The organism is Brevibacillus gelatini (genome assembly GCF_003710935.1).
Lineage (GTDB): Bacteria > Bacillota > Bacilli > Brevibacillales > Brevibacillaceae > Brevibacillus > Brevibacillus gelatini.
Genome location: NZ_RHHS01000028.1, coordinates 52,768 through 66,411, shown reverse-complemented (window position 1 = coordinate 66,411; position 13,644 = coordinate 52,768). Strand labels below are relative to the sequence as shown.

Annotated in this window: 16 protein-coding genes; all 16 read right to left on the bottom strand. The window is 46.8% G+C overall.

The genetic code is table 11. The annotated features are described in order from the left end of the window. Positions 1 to 108: 108 nt before the first annotated feature. The 16 genes from EDM57_RS12340 to EDM57_RS12275 all read right to left on the bottom strand — a co-directional run bounded on the left by EDM57_RS12340 (position 109) and on the right by EDM57_RS12275 (position 13,631). Positions 109 to 582, bottom strand: a complete 474-nt coding sequence (locus tag EDM57_RS12340) for a DUF6573 family protein (protein ID WP_122905053.1) — start codon at positions 580 to 582, stop codon at positions 109 to 111. A 121-nt stretch (positions 583 to 703) separates the two neighbouring features. After that, complete coding sequence (locus EDM57_RS12335) at positions 704 to 1,162, bottom strand: hypothetical protein (RefSeq protein ID WP_122905052.1); 459 nt, start codon at positions 1,160 to 1,162, stop codon at positions 704 to 706. A gap of 72 nt (positions 1,163 to 1,234) precedes the next feature. Beyond that, complete coding sequence (locus EDM57_RS12330; RefSeq protein WP_122905051.1) at positions 1,235 to 2,248, bottom strand: DUF932 domain-containing protein; 1,014 nt, start codon at positions 2,246 to 2,248, stop codon at positions 1,235 to 1,237. Positions 2,249 to 2,261: 13 nt separating this feature from the next. Next, on the bottom strand, positions 2,262 to 2,954 hold the full coding sequence (locus tag EDM57_RS12325) for a PD-(D/E)XK nuclease family protein (RefSeq protein WP_170163438.1): 693 nt from the start codon (positions 2,952 to 2,954) through the stop codon (positions 2,262 to 2,264). Beyond that, positions 2,951 to 3,703 (bottom strand): hypothetical protein, encoded by a 753-nt coding sequence (locus EDM57_RS23325; protein ID WP_170163437.1) that lies wholly within the window; start codon positions 3,701 to 3,703, stop codon positions 2,951 to 2,953. The genes EDM57_RS12325 and EDM57_RS23325 overlap by 4 nt, the downstream gene beginning before the upstream one ends. After that, positions 3,700 to 4,749, bottom strand: coding sequence for a hypothetical protein (locus EDM57_RS12320; RefSeq protein ID WP_122905049.1), 1,050 nt, complete (start codon positions 4,747 to 4,749; stop codon positions 3,700 to 3,702). The genes EDM57_RS23325 and EDM57_RS12320 overlap by 4 nt, the downstream gene beginning before the upstream one ends. Before the next feature lie 130 nt (positions 4,750 to 4,879). Then, a complete protein-coding gene (gene ssb / locus EDM57_RS12315) occupies positions 4,880 to 5,320 on the bottom strand; it encodes a single-stranded DNA-binding protein (protein ID WP_122905092.1) in 441 nt (146 codons plus the stop codon). A 126-nt stretch (positions 5,321 to 5,446) separates the two neighbouring features. Further along, positions 5,447 to 5,887 carry a PIN domain-containing protein gene (locus tag EDM57_RS12310; RefSeq protein WP_122905048.1) on the bottom strand — a complete coding sequence of 147 codons (441 nt, stop codon included), beginning with the start codon at positions 5,885 to 5,887 and terminating at the stop codon, positions 5,447 to 5,449. Then, entirely contained in the window at positions 5,884 to 6,015 is a 132-nt protein-coding gene (locus EDM57_RS23905; protein ID WP_281274232.1) for a hypothetical protein, read from the bottom strand. The genes EDM57_RS12310 and EDM57_RS23905 overlap by 4 nt, the downstream gene beginning before the upstream one ends. A gap of 577 nt (positions 6,016 to 6,592) precedes the next feature. Next, a complete protein-coding gene (locus tag EDM57_RS12305; RefSeq protein WP_122905047.1) occupies positions 6,593 to 7,171 on the bottom strand; it encodes a hypothetical protein in 579 nt (192 codons plus the stop codon). Between the two features lie 6 nt (positions 7,172 to 7,177). Beyond that, on the bottom strand, positions 7,178 to 8,056 hold the full coding sequence (locus EDM57_RS12300; RefSeq protein WP_122905046.1) for a hypothetical protein: 879 nt from the start codon (positions 8,054 to 8,056) through the stop codon (positions 7,178 to 7,180). A gap of 71 nt (positions 8,057 to 8,127) precedes the next feature. Next, complete coding sequence (locus EDM57_RS22990; protein WP_148039110.1) at positions 8,128 to 8,307, bottom strand: hypothetical protein; 180 nt, start codon at positions 8,305 to 8,307, stop codon at positions 8,128 to 8,130. Between the two features lie 155 nt (positions 8,308 to 8,462). Beyond that, complete coding sequence (locus tag EDM57_RS12290; RefSeq protein ID WP_122905044.1) at positions 8,463 to 9,956, bottom strand: type IV secretory system conjugative DNA transfer family protein; 1,494 nt, start codon at positions 9,954 to 9,956, stop codon at positions 8,463 to 8,465. 271 nt (positions 9,957 to 10,227) lie between these two features. Then, positions 10,228 to 10,725: a M67 family metallopeptidase gene (locus EDM57_RS12285; RefSeq protein WP_170163436.1), complete on the bottom strand. Its 498-nt coding sequence runs from the start codon at positions 10,723 to 10,725 to the stop codon at positions 10,228 to 10,230. Continuing rightward, complete coding sequence (locus EDM57_RS12280; protein WP_148039109.1) at positions 10,718 to 12,532, bottom strand: HesA/MoeB/ThiF family protein; 1,815 nt, start codon at positions 12,530 to 12,532, stop codon at positions 10,718 to 10,720. Before EDM57_RS12280 ends, EDM57_RS12285 begins: the two co-directional genes overlap by 8 nt. A gap of 1 nt (position 12,533) precedes the next feature. Further along, positions 12,534 to 13,631, bottom strand: coding sequence for an SMODS domain-containing nucleotidyltransferase (locus EDM57_RS12275; protein ID WP_211338241.1), 1,098 nt, complete (start codon positions 13,629 to 13,631; stop codon positions 12,534 to 12,536). Positions 13,632 to 13,644 lie beyond the last annotated feature (13 nt).

Here is a 13,644-nt window from a genome sequence, read left to right as displayed (position 1 = left end):
TCACCATTACCTCCCTACTCAAACCGGGCCGTGTGGCCCAAAGTTTGAGCCACACGTTTTATCGCCTCGGTGGTAGGCGAAATGTAATGTTTTTTCATACCAGTTAGCTCATCTACATTCGATGTAACTTTCTGGCTTTGTTTCGAGATACAATGTAAACCTACACTCCCTGCAAAAGTATTTTCTGTCAGGATTGTTTTGTTCAGCTTCATCCTCCAACATGATCTGAATGAATGACTTCCTTTCTGCGGTTTTCCGAATGATCGCCTTAAGTGTTGACATGGTAAGGATTCCATTGATTACGAAATGAACCTGGTACCGAACCATGAGAGAAGAGCTATCGTCGAACGGTTTCATCCCGCTTTTTAGGGTTGAAAGCAGCAAACTAATCACATTCCAGATTCGTTCGTTTTTCGTTTGTCCTACTGTAATCGACTCTTCCGGTTCAATATAGGTCTTCCATAAGGCAGAAGAGACCGCTACCGGAATACTGATCCCAATCTCTTTAGCCGTATCCGATACGTCGACTAATCTTCCTTCGGAGATGGCTTGTTGGAAATCCTCAAACGTTTCCAATTTCATGACTGGCAATCCTCCCCTCGGATAAATAAAAGAAGCCAGCACCTCATTTGAGATACTGGCTTACGGTCCTTTGCAGTTTCCGCTGCAATTAACATACAAGCTTCTAATATTCCCTTCTCCGTTATTTCACCTTGGAGGAGCGGAATTGCTTACCGGACATGACACGAAAGACACCGTGTTCTTTCATCTGCTCTTCGTCCCATCCCGTCTTTTTCATGAGCTTCGTTGCCTCAGTTGATCCCAGCTTGAAGAAATCAAACGGATTCAACCCTTTTTCCCGGATATGTCGGGCAAGAGCTTCCCAATTCCCCTCCCACGAATACGACGGGACAAAATCAAACTGGGTGTCTCCCACCACGACTTTTCCGTTCTGCTCAACATATTGCTTCAACTCTTCCTTCTTGGCCTTTAATATCGCTTCCAGATGAAGAATCTCAGCCGCCAATTGTTGAGCCTGTTTATACTCTTCTTCTTTATTTTCTTCCGGGAGATCCTTCGGGATTGCTCCTTCATCAATCAAAGCTGCCGCTTCGATATCCATTGGTTCATCCCATGGAAATATCACTGTTTGACCGTTCATACAATATTCCTCCTTCATTTTGATCATGGGAGAAGCCGACCCATGTAGATCGGCTTCTTCGTTTTGGTTCTGTTAGACAGCCACCTTAGCAAGCAGTTCGCCGGCGTCTTGTTCCAACTCCACCCGAGCATCCCCTTGAAGGGTTTGGGCGGCGCGGGTCATGGCCTGCATCACGTAGAACAGGCTGTCACCGGGTTCTGCCATGTAGGTGCTGGTGATGGTATCTGTCATGGACTGACTGTATTTTTTGTCCTTGGCCAGCGTTTTGATGAAATCCAGCGGGTTTTCCACCTTCACCTCTTTGGCGGCCAAAGCCCGTTCCAACATGTCATCCCCGGCTTTGACGGCAGCCGTAAACGCTTCGGCCACCCGAGAGTACATCTCGCGCTCCCGCAGGTGAATGTGACGCTGCTTGAACACTTCCCCATCGTTGGTCCAGCGCATCAAGCCATTCGAGCAAACCAGGCGGTATACCATCGGCTGAATCGTAACCGAACGGGCGCCCACCTCGGAGTTGGACAAGTGAACCCCCACCATGTGGACATCCGGTCGTCCCTCCAGCGTCCTACCGATGTTTCTTGTCAGATCAGGGAACACGATCCGCAGGTGCATGCCGCGCTCATCGCGGTACCAGTACGAAATCCGATGGTCTTCTTCTGTCCCGATCATGGATTCGATCATGCCCAAGAACTGTTCATCATCGAACCGGCTATAATCCTTGGACAAGGCACCACGAATCATGTGGCCCAGTTGATTGGCCCGTGACCGATACGTACGTAACAGCCATTCCTCGTCCGCTGGCAGCCGCTCTGTGAAGTAGTTAAAGTTCGTTGCCCTCAAATAACTTGGGCAGCGGCGCATGAAGCGAGCCGGCAGCTCCAGTTTTTGATACATCTGGTTTTCGGCCCATTCGGTTGCCGGGCTGGCGGCCTCATTCGTAAAGAGTGTCTGGAACGTAAAGTGTCCATCGTCACGCATCCGAATCTGATTGGCCGGTACAACGAAATCTTCTTTTAGCTGTGCTTGACGGTTCAGTTCGTCTAAAATCCGCTTGAAATTTTCTCCTGCATTGTGCATGTAATTCATGATTCATTCCTCCTCAATGAACTTGGTATTTTTTCGTCATGGGACATTCGCGGATATAGCTGCAGTTGGTGCAGCCACTTCCTAATTTGGGCGGGAATGCTATCTCCGGTGGGGTCCCTTTTTTTAGTTCCTGATAAGCGTGTCTCGCCTGATGAATCTGCGTCTTGGCCCAATCAAGGGTTTCCGCAATCGCTTCAGGCGTTACCTGTGCTGTTTTGATTTCATACTTTCTCGGAAACAGATAAGCGACCTCCGAAGCGTAAAGGTCGGATTGCCATGCGCTCCAAGCATAGAGAAGCAGTTGCTTGGGCTTCTGCATGACCTCATAAACTGCCCAGGATGTTTTCCAGTCGTAAATTGAGAGGGAAAACATATCGTATTGGACAATGAGATCAATCACCACATGGAACAGATCCGTCTCCGTAATGGGAGTGATGATTTCACGCTCGACCGCGACAATTTCCCCTTTGAAAATGTGGGTCTGCAACAGTCGATACGCCTTTATCGCCAACTCCTGCACGTCTTTCGGAATTCCCGCCGGCGGAGGCTGCCGTAAAACAGAAGAAGCAATGACTTCGTGGAATTGCTTCCCGATCGCCATTGCTTCCGTTTCCTTCTCCGGCCTCCCCAACACGTACCGGAAATAGTACGCGTGGGGGCAGGAGTCATATTTGAAGAGTCGGCTATAACTCCATTTCCAGGTCACGCCGTTCTCTCCTTCATTTTTTGCAACTCTCGCTGAATGGTCCCTTCCAAATCCGCCGCTTTCTCTTCGTTCCGAATTGCTTCTACAAGTTCGCGAACGATGACATCCGCTCGTTTGGCCCATTCCGCCCACAAATCCTTGGGGAGCTGATGCATCTTCACGGCTCGCTCCCAAAGGCTTTCAATGCCGGTATCTCTCTCGGTTTTCCTGACGAAATCCTCCGCGGCTTTTTCATTCGCCAGGTATTTGCCAAGCAGAAGGACATGGAACGCTTCCTTTGATTTCTCAGACGTGAATAGTTGCCACTCCCGCCATGCCCACTGAAGAACAGCACGTGCATAATTCGGGCTGGTGTGAAACATTTTCCCGTCGATCTTCCCGAGAAAGCCCATCAATTTCCATTGGTGTGCGGAAAGCTTCATTGCAGGATGATCTTCCCATGTCTTTTTCTTCCGCTTTTTCCTTCGGGCGGCTTCATGTTTGGCCTTGTATTCATCGATCACTTCTTGTTCGCCTTTTCCTTCCAGAAGACCGATGAATTTGGCCACGCCCCCTTTTTCCTGGCAGCGAAAGCAGTGATACGTATTCTTGACCGGATTCAGGTAAAGATGGAACCCGCGATCCGCTATACCGACAATCTCAGCGCAGAACGGGCAATGGACGCGAATCTCACCTCTCGGCGCAGCCTTTTGCTGTGCCAAGAGATTAAAACGATCAGCAACGTCAAGGATTTCAGGAAAAATGCTCATGCACTGCGCACCTCCTGAATCTCTTGGCCGCTGCGGCCGGCAATTGCCTCAAAATCCCCCATCGTGCGAGTAAGGAACTTTAACAATTGTCCTCCCATCAAGTTGTTTAAGTCTTGTTGGGCCACCGGATGATCTTCCGGAATCAGGACTTTGCTGCCGTTATGCAGGAACAAAATAAAGCAAGGGGTGTCGTTGATGGCTGTTCCTTGCACATCCGTTACAGTACCTGTAATCCAACGGGGCGTATCGGACGGAGTGATGGCAGCATGTTCCTTATGAGTACCGGATTGATTTTGTGGCGCCGGCTTCCCTTCTTGTCCTTGCGGCCGGTTTGACGTCCTTCTGCTTTCGTTCCTGTTGTGACCGGGCGTTCCATTCTCACGTCGTTGGTTGGGTTCATCTGATGGAGCCGCTTCAGCCCAATCCTTCAAGTCCTCAACATCCTGGGTAAAGATACCTGAAGAACGGGTTGCAGAAAGTACAGCGTCAATTAGGCCGCGCTTCTTGGCCATCTTCAGAACAGTGTTCCACAATGAGTGGAGATCCTCATTTTCGATCCGGTATTTGATATAGGTTCCGTTTCCGTTCTTTTTCGGAAAACTCTTCTGTACCAAGGAGTTTTTATCAATCCCCCTCGGCAACTCGTTTTCGAAGACCCAACGCCAGCGATATCGACTTTCCATGGTATTGGCTTCCCCAACACCATCAGCAATGGTTACACCGCTGCGACGATGAATCAGGCTAATCGTTACCCGAGCCCGATAGTAGCCGGTATCTCTTTCCGCCGTTTCTTCGATCATCTTTACGATCGGTGAGAACCCATACAGTTCGCATAGTTTTTCGGCACCCGCTTTCAATAGCGTTGGTTTCGCAGTACCTTCCAGAACGCCGTAATCTTGCCCCTCAATCATGACTTCCTTGAAGAATTGCTGCGTCAGATTGAGTTTTTGTTTCATCTCCTGCAAGACAGCGTGCATCTCTTGGGAACTGTAGCCCTCCATCAAGCGAGTTTCCTGTCCATCGATGACCGTCAGTTGGTTATTCATAGCATCTCCTTTCTTCGCCTCTCGGCCAACGTGCTATTGTTTTCTCCCGCACGAGGGATTTTGTGTATACAAAAAGACTTCTCCCGAACCATCAGAGAGAAGTCTTTTTTGTCCTGCGATGACCCATTCCCTAGAACGGCAAATCGTCATCCGTAATATTGATTGGTTTTCCTGAGCCACCGAACGGATCGGCAAATGGATCTCCAGGGGCAAAGGGATCATGGCTTGGTTGCTGATTGCCCGTACGAGTCTCCTCTGCTTTCTCAAGGAAATAAGCACGGTCCGCCACAACCTCCGTCACGTATACCTTTCGTCCTTCCTGGTTTTCGTATGACCGAGTTTGCAGCCTTCCTTCCACCCCAACTTGTCGGCCCTTGCGTAAGTAGGTTGCGCACAGATCGGCAAGTTTCTGCCAGGTTACGATGTTGATAAAATCCGCTTGCCTTTCTCCTTCTTGATTGGCAAACGGGCGATTCACAGCCAACGTAAACGTCGTAACAGCGATCCCGTTTGTCGTGTAGCGCATCTCTGGATCTTTCGTCAGCCGACCAATCAAGACGACTCGATTCATTTCTTCTCCTTTCCGCCGATTTCTCGGCCCGTGCTTTTGGTACGCCCGCACGAGGGACAAAATAAAAAAAGACTTCCTAACCTTAGCGGTTGAAAAGTCTTGGTTTCCTGTGCCTGATGAAAAAACTCATGACAGGCTGTATTTACTTACAAACTCCTCCGGGGTCAAAAACTCAATCTCTTGGATGAGTCTTTTCCCCTCTTCATCGGTGACGTACTCATGGAGTGTCGTTAAACTCCGGTCATTGGAGACGACCGCTTGTGCACCACCATCAATTGCGCACTCAATAAACATGGAGTCATCCGGATCGTAGCACCAGGAATACACGGTTGTTGAGCGTACCCTATTGGCCCGAAGCAAATAAGTCGCCGCTACTCTCAATGGTGGTTTCGGGTTTTGCCCTTTCTTTTCTGCGACGATGACAATCGTGGCAGCAAGCTCTTTCGCCATCTCATCCGTCAGTAGTACCTGATGTTCCCGAATGGACAACGAAAGAGCCCTTTGAGCCATCCTATTTTGTTCCAACGTCGCGCGAATGATTGTGCTGGTGTCGATTACCACGTTCATTGTTCCACCACCTTACGGATGGATCTGCGAACGTCTTTAATGATCGCATCCAGTTCCTCATCGCTTAATGGCTTCGTGTTTGCAGCCTCTTTCCAGCACTCTTCCAGTTCTTTTTCAAGAGTGTCCATGTCATCCCTCTCCTTTTGCATGTGTATTCCACCTCCTTCGATACAACGTCTTTCTACCCATTGTATCTCAGAGGAGATGTCCTGAAAACGCAAAAAGGCGTAGTACCTCTTTTTGCACGAAACAATCCTGCAAAAAGCGCACTACGCCTATGCTTCAATACAAAAATCTTCTTGCGCCAAGTTCCACGGTCATGCCCAACACGTCCGCAGTTTGCGCCAGTTACGAGTCCGTGCCTAGCTCTCTCGTAACCACCATGTCGTCTTGTCTTTGCCAGGTAATGACAAACACGACATCTTTTCCGCCCATGTTGTCCAATCTGCTTCCCTTCGCAGGATTGGAAGAGGCGCACCATGGGTCAAAGCCTCACATAGTCCATCAGGTACTGCGCTCAACACAGACCATTCACCTCATAGGGAAAAGGTATTGCCAACTACCCAACGGTATGAGGTATCCCGTTTCTTCGCAATCTCCCATGCTCAACATGGTGGATTGTATACGAACCCCTATCCGCTTCACGGAAAAAGCCTCTGATGATTCGTATATTGGACTTGGTTTGCCCATATTTTACCTAATGCTCTATCCCTTCGTCAAGAGGGACAGAGGAACGGGCGTCCAATTGTGTTCCCACTTCATCACCATTCCCTTTTCCCATACGTCCAGGGTCGCTGCAAAGTGTCCCGGCTGAATGACAGATCGAAACTCGTCCCAATTTCCTCCGAACCATAAGACCCGCTCCCGTTCGGGAGGGTGGACATCCCCATACAAAATCCGAATGTCCACCAGTTCGTCTCCAATCCGGATCGTGCCCCCGCTTGGGTTTGTCTGAATATCAATGGGCTCCACGTAGTCCAGCCAGTGATCCAAGACTCGCTCCAGGATCAGTTTTTTTACGGCCGCGTCTCCGGCAAGAGGTTCGATAGCGTAAACGGTGAGCTTTTGGTTATCCTCGGATTGGGCTTGGCCGCGCATAATGATGCCAGCGGATAAAAGCTGCTTGATCGTTTCCCGTGTTTCCCTCTTGGTGGCATGAAACCAGTCTGCGGAAGTGGCCGTGATGATCCCGATGGTTCTCACCCATTCCAGCAGCGGAGACTGAACCTCCAGAGATGAGGTTTGCGTAGGTTCCCAGTTGAATGTCCATGATTTCCCGAACATGTTTTCTCACCCGATCACACGGGTAATTTCGCCGCTCAACCGCCGCTCTTTGTTGTTGATCCGCTGCAGCTGGATGAACACTACTTGTCCCTCTTTGAGCAAGCCTTTGTGCAGGCTTCGCTTCGGATGCAGGCAATACACATCCAATCCAGGAACCAGTTCGACCCAATACCCAGCGTCGAATTGGCGTTTAATCACGCCTTTGTACACACCACGGAGATTGAACTTTGTGCCAATCAAATCCCATTTATCCTGGAGAACAGGTACCACGACAAGCCGAATGGACGAAGCAGGCACTTTCTCGCCTTGATCTTCCCCGGCTGCCGCTTCACTCTGTTGTAAAGCTTGCCCATCCCTGACGATCTCCTTGACTTCAACGGTGATTGTATGGCCTACCTGATACACGTCTCGCAAATCCTTAAATGGCAATTTCAAGTCGGAATTGGTAAACGTAAATGAAAACCCGGAGGTTTCTGCCACGATACGGTTCTGCGATACTTTTGTCACCGTAGCCGTGTATTGATCCCCTACCTTCACCCGCCGTAAGGCAATTTCCTGCATCAGTTCGATGGCACGGATACGGCTGCACAGCACTTGTTCGGCGTCCTGGTCAATGTGCAGGATCATGACCGGAATGGTCTGCCCCAGGAATTCATTCATCTCGGATGATTTTTCTACGCCTGTTTCCATTCGCGGAACGATGCCTTTCACAGTCCCAGTTGGCTCTACTTCCAATACCCAGCAGCGAACCGATTCTCCGTTCAATTTGTGTGTTTCCAAGCCGACAACATTTGCCTGAATGGCCATGTTGTTTTGTTTGGCAGCGAACAGCTCCGCCCAGAAGTTTTTCTGATCCCCTTTGCGCTCGAAAATGTTTGCCAACATGAGTAATTCCTCCTCTTTTGAATTTGAGAAAATAAAAATAGCCCTCTTCCTTATGGGAGAGTAGCTATTGATCATATCTTCCAATATCTTTCTTCTCGCTCGTCCAGAATGAATGCTCCCGTTTTTATGTCCACTCGGAGAAATGGAACGAACGGAACCTCCTCGCTGACTTTTGTTGATCTCTGCTTCCGGGTTGTTGGCTTCTTGGTAGCCACCATCCGTTGCTCGTTGACAGCCGCTTGTCTTGCCATGTCATACCCACCTTTACCAAATATGCTGGAAGCCCCCGCTAGGAGAACGCTTCCCAAAGGGTTAAACCCGATCCTATCGTGATTCCTGCCAAAACCAGGGACCAAAATCGCCATTTCATTCTTTGGATACCCCACTTCACTTAAGGGAAGCCACGTTATCCCGTTTTTCGTTTGGCTTTTCGTAACGTAAACCATTTCACTTCCCCGGAAACATTGGACTGTTCTGGAAACACAATCGTGATCTTCTTTGTCGGCTGATCTCCCCCCTCTTGTGAGACTGCTGCTTTTTCCTCCTCTGATTCACTCGGAACATCTGTCGAGATCATCTCCTCCTTTCGTTTTCTTTTCACTGTTTCTAACCACGCGAATGGCTTCCGTTTTTCTTCTTCCTCCTTCCCTTCTGGTATTCGAACCAGTTCCCCCTTCACGAGCTTGGGTACCTGCAACTGCCCGTTCTTTACGAGCCTGGCGACAAAGTGATAGGCAGGCAATTCCATGAGCTGTGTCGGAGTAAACCGCGGTACTTCCTTTTCCGTCTGGGTCACTTTGTCCGCCGTGATTGCTTTTATTCCCATATGGGTGTCGTACATTTTGGTCTGATTAACGCGCTTTTCCGTCCCAAACAAGGCGCTGAACTTTTTTGCATCCGCTTCGTGTTCACAGGCGAAAATCAATTTGTTCCGGCAGTTGGTCATAATGGTATCCTCCAAGCCGGGATATCCGTCTACCTTCAGCTGGGAAATATTCTGGATGGCGATCGTACACGCGTTTCGATATTTCCGCCCCAACGTCAATAGTCGGCGAAAATCCGGATTGAGATATTCCGGCAGCTCGTCAATGAAGGTGTAATGTGGGCGCCTCGTCCATTGGTTCCCCGGCCGACGAAAAACAGCGTTTTGAAATGTCATAATGGCAAACTGGCCGAAAATGCTGCTGAGATTCCCCAACTCTCCCAACGCGGAGTTAATGAGAACCACCCCTCCGTTTGCCAAATGATCCTCAAACCGGACACTCTCGTCCTTCTTTTTCGTCAGCAGTTTCAACACCAGCTCGTTCCCAACCAAGTCTTCCAGCTGCATCCGAAGGCCCGTAGAGATTTTGGTGAAGTTTTCACTGTCGAAAACCTCAACCTGAAAAAACTCCACAAGGTCATCTCTCCTGTATTTTCGTTCATAATCCGTGATGTGTTCCTTCAGCGTTTTGAGATTTCGGAGCGCGCGGACAATATGCAGCAGATCGGCATCGTCTCCGTACAGACGCTTCAAAAGCAAGACCGCATTTCGTGCAGCCATTTCCTGCACCAATGCAAAAAAGGCTTCTTGTTTGCCAAAAAGCCTTTTCAATACGGTCCTCGTCATTTCCGCGACGACTTGAGGTTCGCCCAAAAGCGGGTTTAAACCATCGCTTCCGTCCCACGTTGGATCGATTCGCCAAACCGGGATACCGTAGGCAAGGCACCCTTGGTAAATATCCTCCACAAAGTCGCCGCTTGGCTCCAAAATCAGCATCCCGACACGGTTTCCACGCTTATACGACTCCAAGATTTGCATGGCCATGGGAGAGAGCAAGTAACTTGTTTTCCCGCTCCCGGTTGGTCCCACAACTAAGGTGTGCAAAAACACATCCAGTCCGCCATAGGTGACAACCATGTTCGTTTGTTTCGCCTCCTTTCAATATCGACCGCTTGAAAAAATTCGTTTTAGACTTGAACGACCCACGCATTAAAAAAGCAGTCTAAAACAAGACAAAGTTTTAGACTGCTTGCGTTGTTAGTTCACTATAGACCGAGGAAGTTGAATAACAATTAACTATACTTTCAAACATAGTCCTGTAACCGACAGTGTATCAATTCTTTCCATGCCGGTTAATAAGATTTCAATAATCCTCTTGAAAAGAGAGTTGCATTTCTTGGGGCAATCATTATTTACCTAGCTCCCATACAGGTAGAGTGATACACTCTTTTCCTTTTGGGAAAACATATGCACTTGTGGTCCATTGTTTTTTTGGATGCCCGCCTACGATCAGCAATGTAGGCTCTGGACAATTATATCGCTTAGAATTTGCTATTTGTTTCATTTGCAAAATATCCTGATGACTCGGTACTGGTTTTCCATTGGGATGAAAGTGCCACTCTCCAAGGTAGTATTGCTGATGTTTTTCCCAATATTCATCGAGCAGCTCAATGAGACCGAGAGTGCCTCTATAAAACGTATATCTTCCGTGCTTAGAGTCTTTAGGTGGTCCGGAAATCTTAGTGACTTCAGCAATGGTATTATCTTGCTTGTATAACCCTATAAGTATTCCCCCTGTTTCATTAGGAAAACTTTTTGTACACTCTTGTAACATTTCTCGCTCGTGGTTTGCATCCAAAGATAAGCCGATAACAGCGGTCTCGTTCCAGTATAGTCTTTTACTCATTTTCATCCTCCTGGTAGACCAATTCTACACCATGGAAGAATCCATTTTGCCATTTTTGCTCATAAACCAGTAGCGTTGGTTTTTTCGGTGGAGACTGAATAAATTTTTCAATGCTCTTTATTACAATTCCAGACATCATCCAAATATCATCGATTCTCGCAGGAAAAACAGGATGCCAGCATCCAATTCCTTCTCGAGGCATCTCTTCAATATCATAACTTTCCCTTTCTCTTTCCAACCAAGGTTTCATGATACGAAAAAATGCAGCCGTTGAAAACTCATCACCTTTCTGACAATATATGAACAAACGCTTGGCAGCAAAACCCAGAGATGCTGAAATGAAAGTTTTTGGTTTTTTCCACGTGGTTTTTTCCAACTTAAACAGCACATCATCTTCCCCAGTACAATCTAAGATGACCTGATATTGGTTTAATAGCTCAGCAGAATCACATGGTAAGTACCCAGAAATCGAGTTAACATTGCTATGAGGTACTGATTGATTTAAACGCTTTGCAACCGCCTCGGCTTTATTATCTTTCAGATCCAACAATCCAAGTGTATGGCGTGTTAAATTTCCTATGTGCAGTTTATCTCCATCCATTAAGGTTAAATTTTGAACATCAGCGCGCACTAGTTGTTCTGCAACAACGGAACCCAACGCTCCCACTCCAATTTGTAATATCGATGTATTGGTTATGCCTGGGGGTAGTTTCCCACGATTAAAAATCTCATTTCTGTGCCAGTTCTCTGAATGAATCCATGTAATCGTTTCGCTTCCCCTTAAAATTTGGGTTCTATCTCTGTACCAGTAACCTTTTTCACCTTTTCGAAAACCGTTAGGCACTCGATTTCCACTAGACAATACAGGAAGCTGAAAAGCTTGCCAAAATCTAATGCAAGGTAATTCACCGACTTTTTCTGGTATGGGGAATCCTAACAGCACATAATGAGGTCTCCCGTCCCGAAATAAACGTGCGGCATTTTTTATGATCTCCATAAGATCGATTCCTTGTGAATTGCATACTTGGCACAACTCATGCCAAGACATCGGAGCTTGCCAAGGATCAATTACAGGTACCGCATTGAGCTTAATCCATAAGCCTCTAGTATTTGCATTCTCAACCGAAAAAGCTTTCCCCCACTTTGGCTTGTACACTTCCCTTCCACCTAGAGTCTTAAAACTTTTCGTTACAAATATTTTCGGATCGTCTTTTATTCTTACAAATTCAACTAATCCGTATGTGTAGCTACTTTCATTCCACTTGTCGAAGGTTGTAGGGCTTTCTGAAAAGGCGATTATTGATGATGCATCAGTTCTAAACTGGGGTAATTCAAAAGGATCTCCATTTGATTGCAGGGAATCTCTCGAAGCCGCAAGTATCCATGCTTTTGCGCGTTCAAAGTGCCAAACGAGACGGTTTTCTTCATCATGTGGTCCAAAATCATATCCCGTCCTTCCAAATACTCTAATGACTGGATCAAGACATATTTTCCCTTTTCGCCATGGTCTGTCCGTCTCCGTATCTCCATTATAGTTTTGATGTGGAAAGGTTAATGAGATTCCGTCATCTGTAGCGGGGAAAAATTCTATTTCGCCTTGTGGATAGCTGTTATCAACATGAATGTACCATTTCGTCTGAACTGGAATTCGGCCATGTGGGTCGGTATCCACTGTTAAAGCGGCAAAAAGGACCCACTTATTAAACAATGGGTCCCAACGAAAATCATGAAGTAATTCTACTCCATTCACTGCTTCCAAAGCTCTTCTTCCTATCAAAAGAGCTTCTGAAGGTTCTTTTCTAATCAAATTAAGCAAATCTCCCACCACCAGGAATTGTTTTATCAGTTCTTGTAGTAAAACCTCCCTGAGAACCAGTAGAGTTACTTGAATTTGTTGATCTCTTCGGCGGTTCAGGGAATTTATTCCCGAAAAGTTTACGCCATTCCTCGGCACTCTCCTCTACTGTTTCAGCATCAAGTGCCTTACGAGCAATAATAGCTGCATCCTTAACTTTTTCGTAAAACGCTTCATATTCTTCATCAGTTACTCTTCCTAAAACATCGTGCTCGGGAACACCGTGATCACTTAAAAAAGGCTTTTCCTTATAGTTGTCAACAATATATTCAAGTGTAAAGGTAACCCCTTCAGCTACTGATTCAATTCCATCAGGGCAAGACTGTCCGATTAAGTGCTCTAATGGGTAACTTTTAGGGTTATTTTCCGGGTCGTTTATTCGTTTCCACCACTTTAATGCTTTTACTACATTAACATAGTGCTTATTGCATTTTGCGTTCTTATTCCACGTCCAACGTATTTGTTCCAAAGGATGTGTTTTGACCCACTTCTCTACATTCCGGTCTGGAATAAATAAAGGAGAAGTTTTCCATTCGGGTTCAGTAGTACTTTCTGTTAAAAAAAAGGGGATGGGGGTACTTACTGATTTGGAGATTTCTTCATAGTCTTCAATAGAATATGTGTTTAACAAATCTTCAGACTGTAGGATACCTTCTTCAGCCTCAGATGGAGCTGAAGTGATCACGAGATCAAGGTCAACATAACTAAGTTCTATGCCAATGGAACGCCCTTGATAGCGATATTTGCCTGCATAGTACTTTTCCAAAAATGGCTCAAAAACCTTCATCGCTTGTTCAGGGGTATATTCATCTTGAGATAATCTTGTTACGACGATTACATCTACATCAGACCGTTGCTCATTTTTTGGTCGAATAGCAGTCGATCTTCTGTAACTCCCTTGAAGAAACGTACTCACAATTATCTTAGATAATGTTTCGTCTTTGTTTAATCTATCTCGTAGAGTTGTATGCCCTGTAATTAAATCATTAATTTGACTCGGAGTTAATCGAATGTTTCGCAAAAAATCGCTGAAATAGGTCGGTAACTTCATAATTGGATCCTCC